Source organism: Rhizobium sp. BK275 (assembly GCF_014193555.1).
Classification (GTDB): domain Bacteria; phylum Pseudomonadota; class Alphaproteobacteria; order Rhizobiales; family Rhizobiaceae; genus Rhizobium.
Window position 1 is genome coordinate 252,794 of record NZ_JACHZL010000004.1, and the last position, 22,662, is coordinate 275,455.

The following is a 22,662-nucleotide window of genomic DNA, read 5'->3' on the forward strand; positions in this document are numbered from 1 at the left end:
CGCTTGATTGCCCAAGTACAACAAGAGCCAACGATATTTCGCCCCGAACGATGCGCGGGCCAGACAAGATAGGACGTGATACGCCTCCCCTCACCGTCCTGTCAGGAGCGCAGCGAACGGAAGAATCCAAGCCCGAATACAGGGGATTTACGCACCACATCGATCAGCGGCGCATCGGACCGTTCCTCGGCATAGATGGGGAACTTGCGGGCGAATTCCTGGTCGGCGCGGCTTTTACGCTGGACCAGATCCTGGGGCACCAGCATGCCCTTCTCGAAAAGCGCGATGGTTTCAGCGATATCAGGAAAAAGCTCCGGCTTGATCCTCACCCTCATGCCGGGCCGGTCGGTATCGACCTGCGCCTGATAGATGATGAGCCGCTCCTCGGTATCGACCGAAAGCTTGCGGATGAGCACGTTGCAGCCAGCAATACGGCCGTTCAGCCTGTCGACGAAAGCCTGGAACATGCCGATGAAACGTTCGCGCCGCTGGCTCTCGTCGCGCATCGCATGTTCCTCGACGGAAATGCGATCGGCCTCCGCTATCAGCGCCTGGCGCTCCGCCTCCATTTGCGCCCAATGCGCCTTGTTGCCATAGACGCCAATGCGGCCCTGCGTGTTCAATGCCTTGGCATTGAGTTCCTTCATGCGCATCCGCGCAATGTCGATCTTGTCGACCAGCCGTCGCCGATGCTCGACGATGTCGATGAGGCTCAGTTCGGCGCTCTTGTGACGCTCGACAAGGGATCGTCTCTGGCCCTTGAGCAGCGTCGCCAGAAGATCGGATTTCGTCAGCAGATCGAGCAGCTGTTCCACGACCGGCGCCTCGCGTACCCGCGCGCTGTGCATGCGCCACATGCGCTGGCGGGAAAACCATCCGGCTATCTTTTCACGCCGCGTCAGCCCGCGAAAACTGTCGAGATCGGCCGAAACCTTTGATGTCAGCCGATCGAGGGAGAAGACGAGTTCTGCAAGCAGCACATCGAGCGTGGCGCTGTCGTTGAAAAAGGCCTGGAACCGCGCATTCTGCTCGAGGAAAATCTCGTCGGACGAGCGCCCCTCGTCGCCATCGAAGCCGGCGATGCAGGCGGCACAATAATCCGCCTCGCCGGCCATCGCCTCGGCAAGGCCGCGGGCGGCATCATACTGGCTATCGAAAGGCGGGCTTTTGCGCACCGGGCACTCCCAGGGAATCTCCGTCTTCCAGACTATTCGCTTGCCGCGTCAAAGAAAACAGGCGTCGATCCGTTCAGACCGGCTCGGCAATCCATTCACCGTTCATCGCATCGTCCCAATGGCGGCGACACAGCGAAACATATTTCTCGTTTCCGCCGACATCGATCTGCGCACCCTCATGCAGTACCTTGCCCTCGGCATCGAGCCGCACGACCATAGTCGCCTTGCGCCCGCAATGGCAAATGGTGCGCACTTCGCGCATCTCATCGGCAATCGCCAGCAGTTCCTGCGAGGCCGGAAAGAGTTTGCCCTGAAAATCCGTCCTCAAGCCGTAGACCATAACGGGAATGCCGAGCCTGTCGACCACGCGGGCAAGCTGCCAAACGTGCTCGCGCGTCATGAAATGCGCCTCATCGAGGAAAACGCAGGAGATCGGCTGCCCTTCGCCGCTGAGCGTCTGAATCAGAGCATAGAGATCGCTGTCGTTTTCGAAGGGGATGGCCTCTGCTTCCAACCCGATGCGCGAACCGATGACGCCACGCCCGACCCGCTCGTCGAAGGCCGCAATCAAGAGAACCGTGCGCATTCCGCGCTCCTGATAATTGTAGGAGGCCTGCAGCAGCATGGTCGACTTGCCGGCATTCATCGTCGAGTAGTTGAAATAGAGTTTTGCCATCGGATTCTCCTTATCTGGCTTCTTGGAAGGTGGAGAACACAAAGAAAAGCCCCGACAAATTGATAATCACAGGAAATCCTGGCATCGAAATCGCTGAAAACCTGGAAGTTCAGGCATTCTGAAAAACCCCGGGGCGTCGCAATCACAGTGGCCGGAACGCCGCAAACGCGCCGAGATCGCTTGTAAAACTGGTCTATTGATGGTTGGCTTGGGAACGTAAGACTGGGAGTCTAAAATGAAAACAACAAGCGCATTCAAACTCGTTACCGTAACCGCAGTCGCTGCCCTCTCCGTTGCGACCGCCGCCTTCTCCGCAGACCCTGAAAGCTGCTCCACCGTCCATCTTTCGGACATCGGCTGGACGGACGTCACGTCGACCACGGCGACCGCCTCTCTGCTCCTCAAGAAGCTCGGCTATGAAACCGACATCAAGGTTCTCTCCTTGCCGGTCACCTATACCTCGATGAAGAACAAGGACATCGACGTCTTCCTCGGCAACTGGATGCAGTCCCAGAAAGCGGACATCCAGCCCTACCTCGACGACAAGTCGGTCGAGTCCTACGGGCCGAACCTCGTCGGCGCCAAGTACACGCTGGCAACCAATGCCAAGGGTGCGGAACTCGGCATCAAGGACTTCAAGGATATCGCCGCTCACAAGGACGATCTCGACGGCAAGATCTACGGCATCGAGCCCGGCAATGACGGCAACCGCCACGTCATCGACATGATCGACAAGAACACCTTCGGCATGAAGGAGATGGAACTCGTCGAATCCTCCGAGCAGGGGATGCTGGCGCAGGTCGCCCGCGCCGAGAAGGATGGCAAGCCCATCGTCTTCCTTGGCTGGGAACCACATCCGATGAACAGCAACTTCAAGATGACCTATCTGTCGGGTGGCGACGACACTTTCGGACCGAATTTCGGCGGCGCCGAAGTCTATACCAACGTACGTGCCGGCTATCTGAGCGAGTGCCCGAACGTCGGGACACTGATCAAGAATCTCAAGTTCTCCCTGAAGATGGAGAACGAGATCATGAACAAGATCCTGAATGACGGCGAAGATCCGGAAAAGGCAGCGGGCGAATGGCTGAAGGCCAATCCGTCCACGGTCGAGCCCTGGCTTGCTGGCGTCAAGACCCGCGATGGCAGCGGCGACGGCCTCGCGGCCGTCAAGTCCGGCCTCGGCCTCTGATGAAATGAACGGGGCGGATCTGCCGCCCCGTTTTCGTTTTCATCCCGATCTTTGTTCTCAAAAGACAGGCGCGCCTCGTGAATTGGATCACCGACGCTAAAATTCCCATTGGCCCCTGGGCCAAGACCTTCGTTGACTGGCTGACGACGAACGGCGAATGGTTTTTCAACCAACTCTCCGCCCTGTTGTCGCACGTCATTAATGCCTTGCTTTTCGTGCTGCAGACGCCCAATCCGCTGATTGCCGTCCTTGCCATCAGCCTCCTCGCCTGGTGGCTGCGCCGGTCGATTACAGTGGCGGTCTTCACGTGTCTTGGGCTGCTGCTCATCATGAACCAGGGCTATTGGAAAGAGACGACAGAAACGCTGGCGCTCGTGCTCGCCGCGACTTTCGTCAGCATGGTGATCGGCATTCCGCTCGGCATTGCGGCTGCCCGCCGCGCCTGGATCTATGCCGCGATGCGGCCCGTTCTGGACCTCATGCAGACCATTCCGACCTTCGTTTATCTCATTCCAGCCCTTATCCTTTTCGGCCTCGGCATGGTGCCGGGCCTGATCGCAACCGTCATCTTCGCCATCCCCGCCCCCATTCGTCTTACCCGCCTCGGCATCATCTCGACACCCCCTTCCCTCGTCGAAGCCGCCGTCGCTTTCGGCGCGACGCCGGTTCAGGTTCTGCGCAAGGTCGAGCTGCCCTTTGCAACGCCGCAGATCATGGCCGGCCTGACACAGACCATCATGCTTTCCCTCTCGATGGTCGTGATCGCCGCCCTCGTCGGCGCTCCCGGTCTCGGCGTGCCGGTCGTGCGTGCCTTGAACACCGTCAACATCGCCAAGGGTTTTGAGGCAGGCTTCTGCATCGTCATCCTGGCAATCATTCTGGACCGCATGTTCCGCACAGCAGGCGAAGGAGACGTCGCATGACTGCGGTTAGTTTCAACGACATTAGCATCATCTTCGGCGACCGGCCGGAAATTGGGCTCGCCATGGTTGACCAGGGTCGCTCACGCGACGAGATCGGCGCCGAGACCGGCCTCGTTCTCGGCGTCGCCAATGCCTCGCTGACGATAGAGGAAGGCGAAATCCTCGTGCTGATGGGCCTTTCGGGTTCCGGCAAGTCGACGCTCCTGCGCGCCGTCAACGGGCTTGCGCCCGTCGTGCGCGGCGACGTCGCCGTTTCGACGGCAACGGGGCCGGTAAACCCCTACAAATGCAATGCCAAGGCGCTGCGCGACCTGCGCACGCATACGGTCTCCATGGTGTTCCAGCAGTTCGCCCTCCTGCCCTGGCGCACCGTTGCCGAGAATGTCGGTTTCGGCCTTGAGCTCTCGGGCGTGCGGGAAGCCGAGCGCAAGAGCCGGGTCGGCGAACAGCTCGAACTCGTCAACTTGACGAAATGGGCGGACCGCAAGGTCAACGAGCTCTCCGGCGGCATGCAGCAGCGCGTCGGCCTTGCCCGCGCATTCGCCACCGGTGCTCCGATCCTGCTGATGGACGAGCCGTTCTCTGCGCTCGATCCACTGATCCGCACGCGACTGCAGGATGAGCTGCTGGAATTCCAACGGCGGCTGAAGAAGACCATCCTCTTCGTCAGCCACGATCTCGACGAGGCCTTCCGCATCGGCAATCGCATCGCCATCATGGAGGGTGGGCGGATCATCCAGTGCGGAACGCCGCAGGAAATCGTCAAGAATCCGGCCGATCAGTATGTCGCCGACTTCGTGCAGAACATGAACCCGATCAACATGCTGATGGCCTCCGACGTCATGCAGCCCGGGCTTGGAGATGCGGCAATCGGCATGTCGGTCAGCGCCACTGCGCGCCCCACGACACCGCTTGTCGATATCCTCGACGCCCTCTCCCGGCAGCCTGGCAGTATCGGCGTGGTCGACAACGGCCAGATTGTCGGGACGATCTCGGCGCAGGATGTCGTCGCCGGCCTCACGCGGCATAAGCGGAAGGAATAGACTTGATCCTTTCACTCCGCTTTGCCACAACGCGGATATGAAAGAACCGTCCTCCACGCTCCGTGAAACCGACGACGAGGCCCGCAAGCTGGCGCGCACTCTCTTGCGCTCCGCCCGCTATGCGGCTCTCGCCGTTCTCGATCCTGAAACCGGCTTTCCCTTCGCAAGCCGGGTTCTTCTCGGCACCGACATAGACGGCGTTCCGGTCATTCTCGTTTCCGCGCTCTCGACCCACACGAAAGCGCTCGCCGCCGATGCCAGAGCCTCGCTCCTGACCGGCGAGCCCGGCAAGGGCGATCCGCTCGCCCATGCCCGCCTGACGACCCAATGCCGTGCGGAAGAGGTGGAGCGGGATACGCCCCTCCACGCGCGCATCCGCACCCGTTTTCTCAACCGTCACGCCAAGGCGAAACTCTATATCGATTTCCCGGATTTTCGTTTCTTTCGCCTCATCCCGCAATCGGCCAGCCTCAACGGCGGATTCGGCCGTGCTTACATTTTAGACGGCAGCGATCTCGTGATTCACTCCGAGGCAAATGATGACATCGCCGAAAAAGCTGACGCCGCAGTGCAAGATTTAGTAGCCCGCCATCCGGATCTGATGTCAGCGCTGGCATCCAGGCTAAAGGCCCCTGAAGCCGGTCCCTGGCGCATAAGTGGGGTCGATTTCGCAGGTTTTGATATGATTTCAGGTGACTTATTGTTGCGTTGCGAGTTCGACATACCCGCGGAGGATTTGGATCACATTTGTTCAAACATATCTAAAATAGCATACCTGATACCTTAAATTTAGGTATATACAATCTTCAAGCCCAATTGCTAGTTTTCGCCGTCAGTCAAAGAACCGTCTGACGGCCTGTGCCTGTACGGATGATGTACGTTTCGCATTAGGAAGAAAAAATATGGAAACCTCTGATTTGGCCGATCACACCAATGTGGCGGCAGCTTTATTATCGGCCATGGCCAACCCCAAGCGTTTGCTGATACTCACCAGCCTGGTAAAGGGAGAAGTGCCTGTCGGCGTTCTCGCCACCCAGGTCGGTCTGAGCCAGTCGGCCCTCTCCCAGCATCTGTCGAAATTGCGCGCTCAGAAGCTGGTCAAGACCCGTCGCGATGCACAGACGATCTACTATTCCAGCAACTCCGAGCCGGTTATGAAAATCCTTGCAACACTCGAGGATATCTACGTGACACAGAACCGGAGCAGGTCTGCAGCCTGATGTTAGCGCTGACATGATGTCAGTCTGAGTAGTGTCTGAGGAGATGTCTCCACGGACACTGCTCACGCTATTTCAGCACGTGAAGCGTTGGAGACCGGCAATTCGCGAGAACTGCCGGTCTCTTTTTATTGCGAAAAGCGGGCTTAGCTGCCAACAACTTCGTTGTTGCCGCGGGTCAGCACGACGAGCGACGGACGAGCCGGTACACCCGGCTTGAAGTCCGGCCAACTGGTGCCGGCATCTTCCATCGAGGTCGCATCCTCATTGTCGGCCATGCGCAATTCGCCCGGATGCTGGACCGAGAGGAAGGCGCTGGAGCCGTCGGACGTGAAGGTCGGCGAGCAGGTCTCCGAACCGACAGGGGCGATATAGATGAGCTTCGGCAGGGCGCGGCCCGGACCTTCCGTATCCATCACATAGACCGAATCGGCGATGCCTTCCGGCGGCGGACCGTCGGTGGTCACCCAGAGGCGGCCCGCCGGATCGACGGCAAGGTTATCGGGATCGGTGAACCAGCCAGCCGAGGTGGTCGCCGGGTGGAACATCGCCTGATCTTCGGGCTTTGCCGGATCGCCGCAGAGCACGAAAACGTCCCACTTGAAGCTCTCGGCTGCGTAATCAGGCTTATCCGGACCGCCGGGGGTCACCAGTTCCAGCAAATGCCCGTGCGGATTGGGGCCACGCGGATTGGCGACGTTGACCTGTTCCTTCTCGTCGTCACCCTGGCCCTTCGGCAGGCGATCCTCATTCTCGGTCATGGCAACATAGAGCTTGCCGGTGCCGAGATGCGGGATGAAGCCTTCCGGCCCGTCCATCGGTGTCGCGCCGACGAGATCGGCGGCAGCGCGCGTTGCGAGGACCACATCGGCCTGCGTCTTGAAGCCGGCTTCCGCCGTCAGCGGGCCTTCGCCAGCAACGAGCGGGATCCAGCGCATCGTACCGTCGCTTTCGAACTTGGCGACCGACAGCGTGCCGTGGTCGAGCAGGTCCTTGTTGGCGGCACGATCGCCAGGGTTCCACGGATCGCGGGTGACGAAGCGGTAGATATATTCGAAATCGTCATCATCGCCCATGAAAACCACGACGCGGCCATCAGGGGCGACGCAACATTGTGCACCTTCATGCGTCATGCGGCCGAGCGACGTACGCTTGACCGGCTTTGCCGTTGGATCGAACGGATCGATTTCGACCACCCAGTCGAAACGCATCCATTCATTCGGCTCTTCCTCGAACTTGAAGCGCGGCTCGACGCGGCTGACGGAATAGATGTCGTTCTCATCCTCGTCCCAACCCTGGCGCTCGACCAGCTCCTGGTTCGCCAGCTTGGTATAGTCGCCGGCGAATACGTCCATCGCGCCTTCTTCGCCTGACAGCATCGTGCCCCAGGGCGTGATGCCGCCATTGCAGTTCGAAATCGTGCCGAAGACCACCGTGCCGGTTGGATCGGCCTTGGTCTTGAGGCGATCGTCGCCGGCGGCCGGGCCGGAAATGCCGATTTCCGTGCTCATGTGGATGCGGCGGTTATATTTGCCGTCCTTGACGACCTGCCACCGGTTGCCGTCCTTGCGCACTTCGAAAACCGAGACGCCCACAGCGGCCATGACAGCACGGATCTGGTCTTCGGTCATCTTCTCACGGTAATTGTCCATCGTCAGTCCCGGGAACATCAGGAAGGGCGTGGCATATTCATGGCTGACGACCATCAGGCCATGATCGGAGCTCTTCTCGCCCCAGGGCAGCGGCAGGAACTGCGTGAAATCGTTATTGTAGCCGAACTGGCGCTCGGCGTCCTTGCCGTCGAGCTTGGTGACATCGAATTCCGGGCTGTCGGTAAAGAGCGCGTCGCCCCAGCGAATGAGGATCTGGCGCTCGTAACCTTCGGGCCAGTGGTCGGCGGTGTCGCGCACGCGCTTCAGCTCGGGGAAAGTAAGGCTCGACTCGGCGGCTTCTGCCTTCGTTGCTTCGAGCGCCGGCGCAAAAGCGGCCGCGCCCATGGCAGCGATGAAGCCCTTCAGAACGGTACGGCGACGAACGCCTTCTTCGAGAATGGTGCCGTAGCTCGGCGCAAATGCACGCCGCGGATTGGGGCGCGGCCTGGTCTTCTGGCGGTCCGTCATGACTACCTCCGGTAAAATGGTTGAATTTCAAGGAAATGAATGGAATGTCCTCGGCCATTGCGGCCATCGATTTTTGTAGCAATGCCGGGCGAAGGATTGATGACGACCGAAGTGTCGGGAACGGCAGAGGGCGGCGCTTCTTCGGCTTGACGCCTTGCCGGGCGCTGATAATTTGACCGGGCAGTAAAAATATAATCGGCGCCAAGCTTAAAACGGGAACGGCCTCCCCAACGGCCAGGAGAACAGCATGTCCAACCGCCTGAATGCAACGCCAAACGACCTTCGCGCCTTTTGGATGCCCTTTACCGCGAACCGTCAGTTCAAGAAGGAACCGCGCCTCTTCGTGAGTGCGAAGGATATGTACTACCAGACCCATGACGGCCGTCAGGTGCTGGACGGTACGGCTGGCCTCTGGTGCGTAAATGCCGGACATTGCCGCCCGAAGATCACCGAGGCGATCAGCGAGCAGGCCGGCGAACTCGATTACGCCCCGGCCTTCCAACTCGGCCATCCCAAGGCTTTCGAGCTCGCCAACCGCCTGGTCGACATCGCGCCGGAAGGCCTGGACCATGTCCTCTTCACCAATTCCGGTTCTGAATCGGTGGAAACGGCGCTCAAGGTGGCGCTCGCCTATCACCGCGTGAAGGGCAATGGCTCACGCTTCCGCCTGATCGGCCGCGAGCGCGGCTATCACGGCGTCAATTTCGGCGGCATCTCCGTCGGCGGCATCGTCACCAATCGCAAGATGTTCGGCACCCTGTTGACCGGCGTCGACCACATGCCGCACACCCATCTGCCCGGCAAGAACAACTTCACCCGCGGCGAACCCGAGCACGGTGGCGATATCGCCACCGAACTCGAGCGCATCGTCACCCTGCATGACGCGTCCACCGTCGCCGCCGTCATCGTCGAGCCGGTCGCCGGCTCCACCGGCGTTCTCATTCCGCCGAAGGGCTATCTGCAGAAGCTGCGTGAAATCTGCACCAAGCACGGCATCCTGCTGATCTTCGATGAAGTCATCACCGGTTTCGGTCGCCTCGGCGCCCCCTTCGCCGCCCAGTATTACGACGTGAAGCCCGACATCATCACCACCGCCAAGGGCCTGACCAACGGCGTCATCCCGATGGGCGCCGTCTTCGTGACCTCGGAAATCCATGATGCCTTCATGAATGGCCCCGAGCACATGATCGAGTTCTTCCACGGTTATACCTATTCCGGTAACCCGATCGCCTCGGCCGCAGCGCTTGCGACGCTCGACACCTACAAGGAAGAAGGCCTGCTGACCCGCGCAGCCGAGCTTTCTGACTATTGGGCCGACGCGCTGCACTCGCTGAAAGATTGCCCCAACGTCATCGACATCAGAAATACCGGCCTCATCGGCGCCATCGAGCTCGACCCGATCGCCGGCGAGCCGACCAAGCGCGCCTTCACAGCCTTCCTCAAGGCGTACGAAAGCGGCCTGCTGATCCGCACGACAGGCGACATCATCGCGCTCTCCCCGCCGCTCATCATCGAGAAGAAGCACATCGACGAGCTCTTCGGCAAGCTGCGTACGATCCTGCAGAACAACATCTGAGCTCAATCGTCCCAAGTGAATTCGAGGGCGAGGCTCCAGTCTCGCCCTTTCCTATGATATCGGCGACCTCGATCGCGTTATCGGTCTCCAGCCTCAGGGATTTCCTCCAGACAGGGCAAATCAACCCAATGGAGATCCCATGCCAAGACTTGCCCTCCTTCTCTCCCTCGTCCTGCTGTTGGCACCTGCAGCACATGCCGGAACCGGGTTCCGCGAAATCTCCCTGCCCGACAAAAATAGCCCCACGCATGTCAGCATCTGGTATCCAACTGCATCGAACGTCACCCCGGTCCTTCTTGGCGAAACGCCTGCCTTTATCGGCCAGCCCGTCATCAGGGATGCCGAACCCATGGCCGGCCCCCATCCGCTGGTCGTTCTGTCGCATGGCTACGGTGGCAGCTGGCGCAACCTCGCCTGGCTCGCCGCGGATCTCGTGGAAGCAGGCTATGTCGTCGCCGCACCCGATCATCCCGGCACGACCACATTCGACATGCGAAAGCCCGATGCCGTCGAACTCTGGAAGCGCCCCGGCGACCTCAGCCGCACGATCGATGCTCTGCTCGACAATCCTGATCTGACGGGCGGCGTGGCATCCGGTCGGATCGCCGCCATCGGCCATTCGCTCGGCGGCTGGACGGTCGTCGAACTGGCGGGCGGCCGCTTCGATGCAGCCAAGGTGACGAAGAACTGCATGGCTGAATTCAGCCCGATCTATTGCAGAATATTCGAGGCGCTCGGCATCGGCCGCGATGCCTCCTCCAGTGCAGCACTGGCCGCCGATCTCAGCGACCCGAGAATCCGTGCCGTCGTGACGCTCGACCTCGGACCCGGCCGTGGGCTGACACCAGAGAGCCTTGCGGCAATCCAGATCCCCGTCATGGTATTGGGCGCTGCTGATGATGTCGATTTGGATACGGCAACTAAGGCGGAGATAGCCGCGACGAACGTGGATTCAGGCTACATTTTCCGTTATCTGCCATCAACAACGACCAGGTACAGCCTTATCCCGGGATCGCTGCATTTCAGCTTCATGCAACCCTGCAAGCCTGGTGCCGCCGAATGGATCGAGAAAGAAGCACCAGGCGAGGGCATCGTCTGCCGGGACGGCGTAGGCGCAGGTCGCGAAACGATTCACCGGCAGGTTACCGGCATGGTCACCGACTTCCTGCGAAAGGCCCTCCCTCAGCAATAGCGCAGCTCCCTCATCTCGATGCCCGGCCTACTGGAAACGAGGAAGCATCCGGGCTTGCGACGGACCAGGGCCTGCGATCGAAATGCCCCCGCGATAGGTCTGGCGAAGAAGATTTCGCTTCAGCTTTCTGCAAAGGTTGCGGGTCAAGCGCGACTGAAAGCGCGTAATCAGAAAAACGTCACCTTGACTGCAGGTTGAGACTGCCTGGCATGACCATAGCAAGCTTGCCGATGGTCGGACAGGCAGATCGAAAATTGCGGGAGATGGACTGAAAAATCAAAAAATCGCGCGCAATCTTTCCAGATTTGGCGAAAATGATCCCGATCTTGTTATCATCTTGCGGAATCTCACCGAAATTTCTAGAAATCTTGCTATGCGTCGGGCGAGCCAAATATGGCCGCAGGGCTCATTGATCGCGCAGCTTTTCCTCGTCCTTGGCACGCTCCCAAAGGGATCGCTGACAAAAGAAACGGCCTGCGCGGCAAGCAACCAGTGGTCGAAGACGACCCTACCCAAGGAGACAGAACATGACCCTGAAGACTCTGACGGCGACGCTCGTCGCCTCGCTGGCATTTGCACCGCTCGCGCACGCGGATATCACCATCGGCCTCATCGCGCCGCTGACCGGTCCAGTGGCGGCCTATGGCGACCAGGTGAAGAACGGCGTGCAGACCGCTGTCGACGAAATCAACAAGAACGGCGGCATTCTCGGCGAGAAGGTCGTGCTCGAACTGGCCGACGATGCCGGCGAGCCGAAGCAGGGCGTTTCCGCCGCAAACAAGGTTGTCGGCGAAGGCATCCGCTTCGTCGTCGGTCCGGTCACCTCCGGTGTCGCCATTCCGGTTTCCGACGTTCTGGCCGAAAACGGCGTGCTGATGGTCACTCCGACCGCCACGGCACCCGACCTCACCAAGCGTGGCTTGACCAACGTTCTGCGCACCTGCGGCCGCGACGACCAGCAGGCCGAAGTTGCCGCCAAATACGTTCTTGAGCATTTCAAGGACAAGCGCGTCGCCATCATCAACGACAAGGGCGCTTACGGCAAGGGCCTCGCCGACGCCTTCAAGGCAACGCTGAATGCCGGCGGTGTCACCGAAGTCATCAACGACTCCATCACGCCCGGCGACAAGGATTTCTCCGCTCTGACCACCCGCATCAAGGCCGAGAAAGTCGATCTCGTCTATTTCGGCGGCTACCACCCGGAAGGCGGCCTGCTCGCCCGCCAGCTCCATGACCTCTCGGTCAATGCCCAGATCATCGGCGGCGACGGTCTCTCCAACACCGAGTTCTGGACGATCGGCACGGATGCAGCAGGCGGCACGCTGTTCACCAATGCTTCGGACGCCACCAAGAGCCCGGACTCCAAGGCCGCTGCCGATGCGCTCGCCGCCAAGAACATCCCGGCCGAAGCCTTCACGCTGAACGCCTACGCTGCCGTCGAAGTCCTGAAAGCCGGCATCGAAAAGGCCGGCAGCGCCGAGGACGCGGAAGCCGTTGCGGCTGCCCTGAAGAGCGGCGACCAGATCCCGACCGTCATCGGCAAGCTCACCTATGGCGAAACCGGCGACCTCTCCTCGCAGAGCTTCTCGCTCTACAAGTGGGAAGGCGGCAAGATCGTCGCAGCCGAGTAATCGGAGCGAATGGAACATGCGATCGGGCGCCAATGGCGCCCGGTTTTGTTTGCGGGCATCGAATCCACGAACAGATGCGCTATAACTCGCAGAATCGATTGCATTGCGAGGATAGATATGACCGCCAAGCTCGAACGTCTCATCGATCAGGGTGTGGGTCGCGTGCCTGCCGATATCGTCCTGAAAGGCGGACACTTCTTCGACCTCGCGACGGGTGAGCTCGTCCAGTCGGACATCGCCATCGGCGGCGAGCGTGTGATCGGGACCTGCGGCAACTACAGCGGCGAGACGGAAATCGACATTTCCGGCAAGATCGTCGTTCCCGGCTTCATCGATACGCACCTGCATATCGAATCCTCGCTGGTCACACCGCATGAGTTCGACCGCTGCGTCCTGCCCTATGGTGTGACGACTGCCATCTGCGACCCACATGAAATCGCCAATGTGCTCGGCAAGGAAGGCATCGAATTCTTCCTCGCTTCGGCGCTGGAAACGATCATGGATATCCGCGTCCAGCTTTCCTCCTGCGTGCCGGCGACACATCTGGAAACGTCAGGCGCCGATCTGCCGGTCGAAAGCCTCCTGCCCTATCGCGACCATCCCAAAGTCATCGGCCTTGCCGAGTTCATGAATTTTCCCGGCGTGATCCACAAGGATCCCGTCTGCATGGCAAAGCTCGACGCCTTTCAGGGCGGCCATATCGACGGACATGCGCCGCTTCTCCTGGGCAACGATCTCAACGGCTATCTCTCCACCGGCATCCGCACCGAACACGAATGCACGAGTGCGACTGAGGCGCTGGAGAAAATCCGCAAGGGCATGCATATCCTCGTGCGCGAGGGTTCCGTCTCGAAGGACCTGCATGCCCTGATGCCGATCATCACGGAACGCCTCTCCCCCTACCTCGCGCTCTGCACCGATGACCGCAATCCGCTCGATATCGCCGAGCAGGGCCATCTCGACTACATGATCCGCACGGCAATTGCAGAGGGCGTCGAGCCGCTTGCGATTTACCGCGCCGCCTCGATCTCCGCCGCCCGCGCCTTCGGCCTGCGCGACCGCGGCCTCGTTGCCCCCGGATGGCGTGCCGATCTCGTCGTGATCGACAGCCTGGAGAATTGCCGGGCGCAGATGGTTTTCTCTGCCGGCCGCCAAGTCACCGATGCGCTCTTTGCTAACCGCAAGCCCGTTCCCCCCGTCGGCCTCGACAGCGTCAAGGCGCGGCCGGTCAATGCGGCCCATTTCGGCGTACCGGTTGCCGAGGGCGAAACATCCGTCATCGGCGTCATGCCCGGCAAGATCATCACCGAGCATCGCCGCTACCGCCTGCCGGCCAAGGGCAACCAGACGACCGTCGACCTCGCCAACGATATCATCAAGGTCGCCGTCATCGAACGACACGGCAAGAACGGCAATCACGCCAACGGTTTCGTTCAGGGCTTCGGCCTGAAGAAAGGCGCCATCGCCTCGACGGTCGGCCATGACAGCCACAACATCTGTGTCGTCGGCGTCAGCGAGGATGACATGGCGCTCGCGGCAAATCGCCTTGGCGAGATCAAGGGCGGTTTCGTGGTGGTCGAGGACGGAAAGGTCACCGGCGAGATCGCTCTGCCCGTCGCCGGCCTGATGAGCCTCGAACCCTATGAGATGGTGCGCGACACGTTGCATCATCTGCGCAAGGCGGCCTATGCCCTCGGCACGACGCTGGAGGAACCCTTCCTGCAGGTCGCCTTCCTGCCCCTGCCCGTAATCCCGCATTTGAAGATCTCGGATAGGGGGATGGTAGATGTCGATCGCTTCGCGCTGATTGGATAAATTTGGATATCCCTCTGTTCAGTGCACGTGCAATATTTTCATTGGTTGGAAAACGAATAGCCGGACAAAGGGTATTTATTCACAGACCGCCCATCGATCAGCCGTAAATTTCGAAATAATCTTGAAAAATTCGTCACTTCGCACTTAACGGCACAACAGAAAGAAGAAAATCATCCGGCCGAAAACGTCGAGGAAGCACCCGATGCCGCTAGTTTTCACACTCGGAAATCTGAAGTTTTTCTTTTATTCAAACGAAGGAGATCCTCGCGAACCCTTGCATATCCATGTTCGCGGCCCGAGCGGCGAAGCTAAGGTCATGGATGAAGCCAGCAATCGGCATCGCCGACAGCAAAGGCTTCAATCCACGCGAACTTGCTGTTATCATTCGGGAAGTCATCAAGAACCAGTCCGCCATCGAAAGGGCGTGGGATGAGCATTTCCGCAACTGATGTGACTTTCGATGAAAACACGATGTGGGTCGCGCTCGACGACGGGCGCACTCTGGGTGTACCGCTGGCATGGTTTCCGCGTCTTTTGAATGCGACCCCGGAACAGCTTCGCACTGTCGAGACCAGCCCGATGGGCCTTCACTGGAGTGATCTTGACGAAGATATCTCGATCGATGGCCTGTTGGCCGGACGCGGCGACCAGACGGTCAAACGGCCGACCGCCGCCTGATCACAGAACTCTCGCACAAAAAGCATCCAGCGCCGAAAGCTTCACTGAATCACGAGCAGTTAGCGCCTGAAAGCCAGGCATCGCAAGCGGTTCGCCGAATGATATGCCTGCAGGAAGCTCAAACTCCGCAGGCTCACGCGTCAGGTTGAACACGAAAAGCAGCTTCTCGCCCTGCTTTTCGCGGACGAAAGCGAGCAGATCCTTGTCCGCACCGACGAACTCCATGCTGCCATCGAGCAGCACGGGCTGGCTCTTCCGGAATTCCAGCGTGCGCCGGTAATGGTGCAGAACCGAATTGTCGTTGTTCTCCTGCGTATCGACGGCAAGCGCTGCCTGTTCATAGGGAACCGGCAGCCAGCTCTTTTCCGCGCTCGTAAACCCGGCATGCGCTTTGCCGGCCTCCCAGGGCATCGGCGTGCGACATCCGTCACGTCCCTTGAAAGCAGGCCAGAAGCGGATACCGTATGGGTCGCGCAGGTCTTCGAAGGCAAGTTCCGCCTCCGGCAGCCCCAGTTCCTCGCCCTGATAGAGGCAGATCGAACCGCGAAGCGCTGCCAGCACCGAAATCGCCAGCTTGGCGATGATGGGCCGCTCCTCTTCTGTCAGCGCGAAGCGGCTGACGTGGCGGTTGACGTCGTGGTTGGAGAAGGCCCAGCAGACCCAGCCATCTTTCACCATGCGCTGGAAGGTCTCGACGCAGCCTCGTATATGGGCCGCGGTGAATTCAGGGCCGAGCAGATCGAAAGTATAACACATATGCAGCTTGTCGCCGCCGGTCGTATAGGCGGCGACGGTCTTCAACGAGCGCGCGCCGTCGCCGACTTCGCCGACCGTCGTGCGCTCCTCGTACTGATCGAGCAGAGCCCGGAACCGCTTGAGGAATTCGAGGTTTTCCGGCTGCGTCTTGTCGTAGAGGTGGTTCTGCATGCCATAGGGATTGCTGTCGGGCGCATCGAGACCAGCCTGATCCGGATCCGGCACATGCGGCGGATTGTCTCGGAGCTGCTTGTCACAGAAGTAATAATTCACCGTATCCAGCCGAAAACCGTCGACGCCTCGGTCGAGCCAGAACTTCACCGTCTTCAGCAGCGCATCCTGAACCGGCCTGCTGTGAAAATTCAGGTCCGGCTGCGAGGTCAGGAAGTTATGCTGGTAATATTGCCGGCGCACGCCATCCCATTCCCATCCCGGCCCGCCGAAGATCGACAGCCAGTTGTTCGGCGCTGTCCCGTCGGGCTTCGGGTCGGCCCAGACATACCAGTCCGCCTTGTCGTTCGTGCGGCTGGAGCGGCTTTCCACGAACCATGGATGCCGGTCGGACGTATGGGAAATCACCTGATCGATGATGACCTTTATGCCGAGCCTGTGGGCTTCCGCCATCATCGCATCGAAATCGTCGAGCGTGCCGAAGATCGGATCGACGTCGCAATAGTCGGAGACGTCATAGCCCATGTCGGCCATGGGCGATTTGAAGAAAGGCGAGAGCCAGATCGCATCGACGCCAAGGCTTGCGATATGGGAGAGGCGCCGGGTTATCCCCTTGAGATCGCCGAGCCCGTCACCATCAGTATCCTGAAACGAGCGCGGATAGACCTGATAAATCACAGCGCCGCGCCACCAATCCGCATTCCCGCCCGTCCGCAACGCCATGAACTGCCTTCTCCCGCTTCATTTCGCCGCAAGACTAATGGCGGCGAAGCAAAAAACAACACTTCAATGGCTCATTTTCGAGCAAAGATCAGGCAGTCGCGATCGGACAAAAGGGAGACGCTTATAAGCTTGTCCACACCCGAATGCTACCCACCGGTTTAGGGGTTGCAACGCCAAACCTTTGCGTTAAGGTGCCGTTGACCTGCACGTAACAGGTCAAATCGGGAACAAATGACCAAAGAAAAGGCGAAAAGCCTAGAAAGGTGGACACAGTATGTCCTTTTTCACGAAAAAATTTCTCGCGTCTGCAATGGTTGGCTCATTGCTCGCATTTTCGGCCCACGCGGCCACGCTGAATATCCATAATGGTGGCGATCCCACCTCGCTGGATCCGCAAAAACTCTCCGGCGACTGGGAAAACCGTATTGCCGGCGACATCTTCGAAGGCCTCGTCACCGAAGACGCCAAGGACAACCCGGTTCCCGGCCAGGCCGAAAGCTGGACCATTTCCCCTGACGGCAAGGTCTACACTTTCAAGCTGCGTGACGGCATCAAGTGGTCCGATGGCCAGCCGGTAACGGCCGGCGACTTCGTCTTCGCCTTCCAGCGTCTCATCGACCCCAAGAACGCCGCCGACTACGCCTATCTGCAGTTCACCATCAAGAACGCAGAAAAGATCAACAAGGGCGAGATCACCGATCTGAACGAACTCGGCGTCAAGGCGATCGACGACAAGACACTCGAGATCACCCTTGAGAACCCGACCCCCTATTTCATCAACGCCCTGATGCACTACACGGCCTATCCGCTGCCGAAGCATGTCGTCGAGGCCAAGGGTCAGGACTGGGTCAAGATCGGCAACATCGTCACCAACGGTCCGTACAAGCCGGTCGAGTGGGTCCCCGGTTCGCACGTCACGACCGTCAAGAACGATCAGTGGTATGGAGCTAAGGATCTGAAGATCGACGGCGCGAAGTTCTTCGTGCTCGAAGATCAGGAAGCCGCGCTGAAGCGCTACCGCGCCGGCGAATTCGATATCCTCACCGACTTCCCGACCGACCAGTACGAGTGGATGAAGAAGAACCTTCCGGGTCAGGCGCACGTCGCCCCCTTCTCCGGCCTCTACTACTATGTCATCAACTCGACCAAGCCGCCGTTCAGCGACAAGCGCGTGCGCCAGGCTCTCTCCATGGCGATCAACCGCGAAGTGATTGGTCCGCAGATCCTCGGCACCGGCGAACTGCCGGCTTACTCCTGGGTTCCGCCGGGTACCGCCAATTACGGCGATCCGGCCTACGTTTCCTGGAAGGATCTTCCCTACAAGGACAAGGTCGAAGAAGCCAAGAAGCTGCTGAAGGAAGCCGGCTTCGGCCCGGATCATCCGCTGACGACCGAGCTCAAGTACAACACCAACGACAACCACAAGCGTATCGCCGTTGCGATCGCCTCCATGTGGAAGCCGCTTGGCGTCAATGTCGAGCTCGTCAACGCGGAAACGAAGGTCCACTACGACCAGCTGCAGCGCGGTGAAGTGCAGATCGGCCGTGCCGGCTGGCTCGCCGACTACAACGATCCGGACAACTTCCTGAACCTGCTCGTGACAGGCGTTCAGATGAACTATGGCCGCTGGTCGAATGCCGACTATGACAAGCTGATCAAGGAGGGCAACGCTCAGACCGATCTGACGAAGCGCGCCGAGATCTTCAAGAAGGCCGAACAGCTCGCGCTGGACGATTCAGCCGCACTCCCGATCTACTACTACGTCTCCAAGAACGTCGTCTCGCCCAAGATCGAGGGCTTCGTCGACAACGTTCAGGACATCCACCGCACGCGCTGGCTGTCCATCAAGGAATAAGGATGAAAGGCTCTTCCCGGTCACTCCGGGAAGAGCCGCTCCACGACCATGATCAAATACGCTCTCCGTCGATTGCTGTCGACGATCCCTGTCCTGTGGATCGCCGTCACAGCTTGCTTTTTCGTTTTGCGCCTTGCCCCCGGCGGCCCCTTTGATGGCGAAAGGCCATTGCCGCCGGTGATCCTGAAAAACCTCGCGATCCACTACAATCTGGATAAGCCGCTCGTTCAGCAGTACCTGATCTATGTCGGCGACCTGTTGAAAGGTGACCTCGGCCCCTCCTTCGCGAGTGAGGACTTCACCGTCGCCCAGCAGATCATGATCGGTCTGCCCTACACCTTCACCATCGGCACGGCTGCCTTCCTGATCGCCATCATCGTCGGCGTGGCCGTCGGCTGTCTTGGGGCGCTCTACCAGAACAAGGCACCGGACTATATTCTGAGTGCGCTCATTCTGGTGGGCGTCGTTCTGCCGAACTTCCTGATCGCGCCCATCATGCAGCTCGTCTTCGGCATCCACCTCGCCTGGTTTCCGGTCGGCGGCTGGGGTGATGGCTCGATCAAGTATCTCGTCCTGCCGATCGTCGTTCTGGCGCTGCCGCATGCCGGCCGCATCTCGCGCATCACCCGCGGCTCGATGATCGAGGTGATGAACCAGAACTTCATCCGCACCGCCAAGGCCAAGGGCATCGGCCCGCGTCTGACGGTCATGCGCCATGCGCTGAAGCCCGCCATGATGCCCGTCGTTTCCTACCTGGGTCCGGCGGCAAGTTACCTTCTCACCGGCTCGCTGGTTGTCGAAAGCATCTTCGGATTGCCCGGCATCGGCCGCTATTTCGTCAACGCAGCGCTGAACCGCGATTACGGCATGGTTCTCGGTACGGTCATCTTCTACATGGTGCTGATCGTGTTCCTGAACCTTCTGGTCGATATCGCCTATGCCTGGCTGGACCCGAAAGTGAGAAACAGATGATCCTCAATCCCGCAAAAAGAGAGCTGCTTGCAGCCGAACTGCTGGAAGCCGAAGGCCTGTCTCCGGAGGGCCGCTCGCTGACCAGGGATGCTCTGCGCCGCCTCTCGCGCAACAAGGCAGCCGTCATCTCCATCGGTGTGCTGGTGCTGCTCATTCTGGCCGCCTTCCTTGGCCCAAGCGTCATCCCCTTCAACTACGAAGACCCGGACTGGGCCGCCTTCCGCGCTCCACCCTCCTTCGAAAACGGCCACTATTTCGGCACCGACCCGAACGGCCGCGACCTGCTTGCCCGTGTGCTATACGGCACGCGCGTTTCGCTTGCCGTAGCGCTGACGGCGACCCTCGTCTCCGTCGTCATCGGCGTGCTCTACGGTGCGATCTCAGGTTATATCGGGGGCAGGCTCGACTCGATCATGATGCGCTTCGTCGATATCATGTACGCACTTCCCTACATCCTCTTCGTCATCCTGCTGATGGTGATCTTCGGCCGCAACGTCTATCTGCTCTTTGCTGCGATCGGCGCGCTCGAATGGCTGACCATGGCCCGCATCGTGCGCGGACAGACCCTGTCGCTCAAGCACCGCGAATTCGTGGAAGCTGCCCGCGCCTCGGGTCAGAAGCCTTTCAAGATCATTACCAAGCACATCATCCCGAACCTCATCGGCCCCGTCGTCATCTTCGCGGCGCTGACCGTGCCGGAGATCATCGCGACCGAGAGCTTCCTTTCCTATCTCGGCTTCGGCGTTCAAGAGCCGCTGACTTCGCTCGGCACCCTGATTGCCGAAGGCACCGATGCCATGGAAAGCATGCCCTGGCTGCTGGTTTTCCCGGCAAGTTTCCTTGTGGCTCTACTCCTCAGCCTGCTGTTCATCGGCGACGGGCTGCGCGATGCGTTCGACCCGAAGGATCGATAGATGACCTCAGAAAAACAAAAAGATACCCTTCTCGAGCTCAGGGATTACTCGATCACCTTCGAGACCCCCGAGGGCCAGGTGAAGGCGGTCTCCAACATGAACCTGACGGTTCGCCGCGGCGAACGCATCGCCATTGTCGGTGAATCCGGCTCCGGCAAGAGCCAGACCTTCCTTGGCATCATGGGACTGCTCGCCAAGAACGGCAAAACGACCGGCCAGGCCTTGCTGGAAGGCCAGGACGTGCTGTCGCTGAAGCCACGCGAACTCGACCGTGTCCGCGGCAAGGACATGGCGATGGTCTTCCAGGACCCGATGACGGCGCTCAATCCGTCTCTCAGGATTTCCCGGCAGCTGACGGAACAGCTTGAGATCCACCGCGGCTTTACCGCCAGGGCGGCATCTGCCGAGGCCCTCGATATGCTGAAGCGTGTCGGCATTCCTGACCCCACGCGTCGTTTCAACCTCTATCCGCACGAACTTTCCGGCGGCATGCGCCAGCGCATCGTCATCGCCATGGCGTTGCTCACCAAGCCGAAGCTCCTGATCGCCGACGAGCCGACGACTGCGCTCGATGTGACCATCCAGGCGCAGATCCTCGATCTCTTCAATGATCTGACGGCGGAAATGAACACGGCGCTTCTGATGATCACCCACGACCTCGGCGTCGTGGCTGGTCTCGCAGACAGGGTTGCCGTCATGTATGCCGGCCGCATCGTCGAGGAAGCTCCGGTCGATGAACTCTTCGAAAACCCGGCGCATCCCTATACAGCAGCGCTGCACGCTTCGATCCCGCGCCCGGATCAGGATGTCGACGATCTCGTCGTCATCCCCGGCCGCCCGCCGAACCTGCAGCACCTGCCCAAGGGCTGCAATTTCTCGCCCCGCTGTCCGCAGGTCCAGGATGATTGCATCGACCGACCGCCGCAACTTCAACAGCAGGGAGCAAGCCATTGCGCCGCCTGCTTCCATCCCTTCCCCCGCCGCGAGGAGTTGCTGATCCATGGCTGAGCGCTCGCTTCTGAGGGTCGAGAACCTGACGACCCAGTTCGAGATCCCCTCGAAATCCTTCTTCAAGCCGCCGCTGATGCTGACGGCCGTCAACAATGTCAGCTTCGATCTCGCCGAAGGCCGCACGCTTGGCATCGTCGGCGAATCCGGCTGCGGCAAGTCGACGCTCGGCCGCTCCATCCTGCGTCTTCTCAAGTCGCAGAAGGGGCGCATCCTCTGGCAGGGCCGCAATCTGCTTGATCTCTCGGATGAAGAAATGCGCGCCGCACGCCGCGACATGCAGATCATCTTCCAGGATCCGATCGCCTCGCTCGACCCACGCATGACCGTCGGCGACATCATCGCCGAACCACTCACCGTTTTCGAGCCGAAGCTTTCGAAGGCCCAGCGCCTCGAACGCGTACGCGAGATCATGTCCGCCGTCGGTCTCGTGCCTGAGATGATCAATCGCTATCCGCACGAATTTTCGGGCGGTCAGGCGCAACGTATCGGCATTGCCCGTGCTGTCGTCACGCGGCCGAAGCTTATCATCTGCGACGAGCCGGTCTCGGCGCTCGACGTGTCGATCCAGGGCCAGGTCATCACGCTGCTTCGCAAGCTGCGCAAGGAGTTCGGCTTGACGTTGATCTTCATCAGCCACGACCTCTCGGTCGTGCGCCTGATCTCGGATGACGTGCTGGTGCTCTATCTCGGCAAGGTGGTCGAAGCCGGCGATTGCGCCACGGTCTTCGAACATCCGGCTCATCCCTATACGCAGGCGCTCTTCTCGGCGGCGCCGATCCCGGATCCAAAGCTCGCGCGTCTGCGCAGCCGCATCCGCCTGCAGGGCGATCCACCTTCGCCGCTGAACCCGCCACAGGGCTGCGTCTTCTCGCCGCGCTGCTGGAAGGCAACGGATGTCTGTCGCACCGAAATGCCGCCGACGGAACTGGTTCGCCCCGGCCAGACGGCGGCCTGCTACCATATGGACAGGCCCTGACATCACATTCTCCATCGCTCCGCAGTCGGGGCGATGGACTTTCAAC

Annotated in this window: 20 protein-coding genes and 1 pseudogene; 17 read left to right on the forward strand and 4 right to left on the reverse strand. The window is 60.1% G+C overall.

Going from position 1 to position 22,662, the window contains the following annotated elements; genetic code table 11:
• Positions 1-101: 101 nt before the first annotated feature.
• Positions 102-1,175, reverse strand: a complete 1,074-nt coding sequence (locus FHT82_RS14685) for a hypothetical protein (RefSeq protein WP_183731736.1) — start codon at positions 1,173-1,175, stop codon at positions 102-104.
• Positions 1,176-1,248: 73 nt separating this feature from the next.
• On the reverse strand, positions 1,249-1,851 hold the full coding sequence (locus FHT82_RS14690; protein ID WP_183731739.1) for a thymidine kinase: 603 nt from the start codon (positions 1,849-1,851) through the stop codon (positions 1,249-1,251).
• A gap of 235 nt (positions 1,852-2,086) precedes the next feature.
• On the opposite strand from FHT82_RS14690, the gene FHT82_RS14695 reads away from it, so the two are divergent.
• The 5 genes from FHT82_RS14695 (at position 2,087) to FHT82_RS14715 (ending at position 6,229) form a co-directional block, all read left to right on the forward strand.
• Entirely contained in the window at positions 2,087-3,043 is a 957-nt protein-coding gene (locus tag FHT82_RS14695) for a choline ABC transporter substrate-binding protein (RefSeq protein ID WP_183731742.1), read from the forward strand.
• 77 nt (positions 3,044-3,120) lie between these two features.
• Positions 3,121-3,966, forward strand: a complete 846-nt coding sequence (gene choW, locus FHT82_RS14700) for a choline ABC transporter permease subunit (protein WP_183731745.1) — start codon at positions 3,121-3,123, stop codon at positions 3,964-3,966.
• Positions 3,963-5,009: a choline ABC transporter ATP-binding protein gene (gene choV, locus FHT82_RS14705; RefSeq protein WP_183731748.1), complete on the forward strand. Its 1,047-nt coding sequence runs from the start codon at positions 3,963-3,965 to the stop codon at positions 5,007-5,009. The genes choW and choV overlap by 4 nt, the downstream gene beginning before the upstream one ends.
• Before the next feature lie 37 nt (positions 5,010-5,046).
• Positions 5,047-5,796, forward strand: coding sequence for a pyridoxamine 5'-phosphate oxidase family protein (locus FHT82_RS14710; protein WP_183731751.1), 750 nt, complete (start codon positions 5,047-5,049; stop codon positions 5,794-5,796).
• 115 nt (positions 5,797-5,911) lie between these two features.
• Positions 5,912-6,229, forward strand: a complete 318-nt coding sequence (locus tag FHT82_RS14715) for a metalloregulator ArsR/SmtB family transcription factor (protein ID WP_183731754.1) — start codon at positions 5,912-5,914, stop codon at positions 6,227-6,229.
• Between the two features lie 143 nt (positions 6,230-6,372).
• On the opposite strand, the gene FHT82_RS14720 is transcribed toward FHT82_RS14715, so the two are convergent.
• Positions 6,373-8,346, reverse strand: coding sequence for a PhoX family phosphatase (locus tag FHT82_RS14720; protein ID WP_183731757.1), 1,974 nt, complete (start codon positions 8,344-8,346; stop codon positions 6,373-6,375).
• A 247-nt stretch (positions 8,347-8,593) separates the two neighbouring features.
• Between FHT82_RS14720 and FHT82_RS14725 the strand changes: the two genes are divergently transcribed.
• The 7 genes and pseudogenes from FHT82_RS14725 to FHT82_RS14750 all read left to right on the forward strand — a co-directional run bounded on the left by FHT82_RS14725 (position 8,594) and on the right by FHT82_RS14750 (position 15,238).
• Positions 8,594-9,922: an aspartate aminotransferase family protein gene (locus FHT82_RS14725; RefSeq protein WP_007824535.1), complete on the forward strand. Its 1,329-nt coding sequence runs from the start codon at positions 8,594-8,596 to the stop codon at positions 9,920-9,922.
• 139 nt (positions 9,923-10,061) lie between these two features.
• On the forward strand, positions 10,062-11,114 hold the full coding sequence (locus tag FHT82_RS14730; protein ID WP_183731760.1) for an alpha/beta fold hydrolase: 1,053 nt from the start codon (positions 10,062-10,064) through the stop codon (positions 11,112-11,114).
• A 527-nt stretch (positions 11,115-11,641) separates the two neighbouring features.
• On the forward strand, positions 11,642-12,745 hold the full coding sequence (locus tag FHT82_RS14735) for a branched-chain amino acid ABC transporter substrate-binding protein (RefSeq protein WP_183731763.1): 1,104 nt from the start codon (positions 11,642-11,644) through the stop codon (positions 12,743-12,745).
• A 117-nt stretch (positions 12,746-12,862) separates the two neighbouring features.
• Complete coding sequence (gene ade / locus FHT82_RS14740; protein ID WP_183731766.1) at positions 12,863-14,560, forward strand: adenine deaminase; 1,698 nt, start codon at positions 12,863-12,865, stop codon at positions 14,558-14,560.
• 202 nt (positions 14,561-14,762) lie between these two features.
• A pseudogene (locus FHT82_RS30350) lies at positions 14,763-14,839 on the forward strand (hypothetical protein); the annotation flags it as partial.
• 41 nt (positions 14,840-14,880) lie between these two features.
• Positions 14,881-15,009 carry a hypothetical protein gene (locus FHT82_RS30560; protein WP_281411225.1) on the forward strand — a complete coding sequence of 43 codons (129 nt, stop codon included), beginning with the start codon at positions 14,881-14,883 and terminating at the stop codon, positions 15,007-15,009.
• Positions 14,990-15,238 carry a DUF2442 domain-containing protein gene (locus FHT82_RS14750; protein ID WP_183731772.1) on the forward strand — a complete coding sequence of 83 codons (249 nt, stop codon included), beginning with the start codon at positions 14,990-14,992 and terminating at the stop codon, positions 15,236-15,238. The genes FHT82_RS30560 and FHT82_RS14750 overlap by 20 nt, the downstream gene beginning before the upstream one ends.
• On the opposite strand, the gene FHT82_RS14755 is transcribed toward FHT82_RS14750, so the two are convergent.
• Positions 15,239-16,888: an alpha-glucosidase family protein gene (locus tag FHT82_RS14755; RefSeq protein ID WP_183731775.1), complete on the reverse strand. Its 1,650-nt coding sequence runs from the start codon at positions 16,886-16,888 to the stop codon at positions 15,239-15,241.
• 274 nt (positions 16,889-17,162) lie between these two features.
• On the opposite strand from FHT82_RS14755, the gene FHT82_RS14760 reads away from it, so the two are divergent.
• The 5 genes from FHT82_RS14760 to FHT82_RS14780 are packed head-to-tail and all read left to right on the forward strand — an operon-like array spanning position 17,163 to position 22,616.
• Positions 17,163-18,743, forward strand: a complete 1,581-nt coding sequence (locus FHT82_RS14760; protein WP_183731777.1) for a peptide ABC transporter substrate-binding protein — start codon at positions 17,163-17,165, stop codon at positions 18,741-18,743.
• Between the two features lie 48 nt (positions 18,744-18,791).
• Positions 18,792-19,715, forward strand: a complete 924-nt coding sequence (locus tag FHT82_RS14765; RefSeq protein ID WP_183731779.1) for an ABC transporter permease subunit — start codon at positions 18,792-18,794, stop codon at positions 19,713-19,715.
• The gene (locus tag FHT82_RS14770; protein ID WP_183731782.1) at positions 19,712-20,629 is read left to right on the forward strand and encodes an ABC transporter permease subunit; all 918 of its coding nucleotides are present in this window, start codon (positions 19,712-19,714) and stop codon (positions 20,627-20,629) included. Before FHT82_RS14765 ends, FHT82_RS14770 begins: the two co-directional genes overlap by 4 nt.
• Entirely contained in the window at positions 20,630-21,637 is a 1,008-nt protein-coding gene (locus FHT82_RS14775) for an ABC transporter ATP-binding protein (RefSeq protein WP_183731785.1), read from the forward strand.
• Entirely contained in the window at positions 21,630-22,616 is a 987-nt protein-coding gene (locus tag FHT82_RS14780) for an oligopeptide/dipeptide ABC transporter ATP-binding protein (RefSeq protein ID WP_183731788.1), read from the forward strand. The genes FHT82_RS14775 and FHT82_RS14780 overlap by 8 nt, the downstream gene beginning before the upstream one ends.
• Positions 22,617-22,662: the final 46 nt, after the last annotated feature.

What these genes read in the sequence shown, in the direction of transcription:
- FHT82_RS14690 (WP_183731739.1), bottom strand. Translation starts at nt 1,851, where the DNA reads ATGGCAAAACTCTATTTCAACTACTCGACGATGAATGCCGGCAAGTCG.
- FHT82_RS14695 (WP_183731742.1), top strand. Translation starts at nt 2,087, where the DNA reads ATGAAAACAACAAGCGCATTCAAACTCGTTACCGTAACCGCAGTCGCT.
- choV (WP_183731748.1), top strand. Translation starts at nt 3,963, where the DNA reads ATGACTGCGGTTAGTTTCAACGACATTAGCATCATCTTCGGCGACCGG.
- FHT82_RS14710 (WP_183731751.1), top strand. Translation starts at nt 5,047, where the DNA reads ATGAAAGAACCGTCCTCCACGCTCCGTGAAACCGACGACGAGGCCCGC.
- FHT82_RS14715 (WP_183731754.1), top strand. Translation starts at nt 5,912, where the DNA reads ATGGAAACCTCTGATTTGGCCGATCACACCAATGTGGCGGCAGCTTTA.
- FHT82_RS14720 (WP_183731757.1), bottom strand. Translation starts at nt 8,346, where the DNA reads ATGACGGACCGCCAGAAGACCAGGCCGCGCCCCAATCCGCGGCGTGCA.
- FHT82_RS14725 (WP_007824535.1), top strand. Translation starts at nt 8,594, where the DNA reads ATGTCCAACCGCCTGAATGCAACGCCAAACGACCTTCGCGCCTTTTGG.
- FHT82_RS14730 (WP_183731760.1), top strand. Translation starts at nt 10,062, where the DNA reads ATGCCAAGACTTGCCCTCCTTCTCTCCCTCGTCCTGCTGTTGGCACCT.
- FHT82_RS14735 (WP_183731763.1), top strand. Translation starts at nt 11,642, where the DNA reads ATGACCCTGAAGACTCTGACGGCGACGCTCGTCGCCTCGCTGGCATTT.
- ade (WP_183731766.1), top strand. Translation starts at nt 12,863, where the DNA reads ATGACCGCCAAGCTCGAACGTCTCATCGATCAGGGTGTGGGTCGCGTG.
- FHT82_RS30560 (WP_281411225.1), top strand. Translation starts at nt 14,881, where the DNA reads ATGAAGCCAGCAATCGGCATCGCCGACAGCAAAGGCTTCAATCCACGC.
- FHT82_RS14750 (WP_183731772.1), top strand. Translation starts at nt 14,990, where the DNA reads ATGAGCATTTCCGCAACTGATGTGACTTTCGATGAAAACACGATGTGG.
- FHT82_RS14755 (WP_183731775.1), bottom strand. Translation starts at nt 16,888, where the DNA reads ATGGCGTTGCGGACGGGCGGGAATGCGGATTGGTGGCGCGGCGCTGTG.
- FHT82_RS14760 (WP_183731777.1), top strand. Translation starts at nt 17,163, where the DNA reads ATGTCCTTTTTCACGAAAAAATTTCTCGCGTCTGCAATGGTTGGCTCA.
- FHT82_RS14765 (WP_183731779.1), top strand. Translation starts at nt 18,792, where the DNA reads ATGATCAAATACGCTCTCCGTCGATTGCTGTCGACGATCCCTGTCCTG.
- FHT82_RS14770 (WP_183731782.1), top strand. Translation starts at nt 19,712, where the DNA reads ATGATCCTCAATCCCGCAAAAAGAGAGCTGCTTGCAGCCGAACTGCTG.
- FHT82_RS14775 (WP_183731785.1), top strand. Translation starts at nt 20,630, where the DNA reads ATGACCTCAGAAAAACAAAAAGATACCCTTCTCGAGCTCAGGGATTAC.
- FHT82_RS14780 (WP_183731788.1), top strand. Translation starts at nt 21,630, where the DNA reads ATGGCTGAGCGCTCGCTTCTGAGGGTCGAGAACCTGACGACCCAGTTC.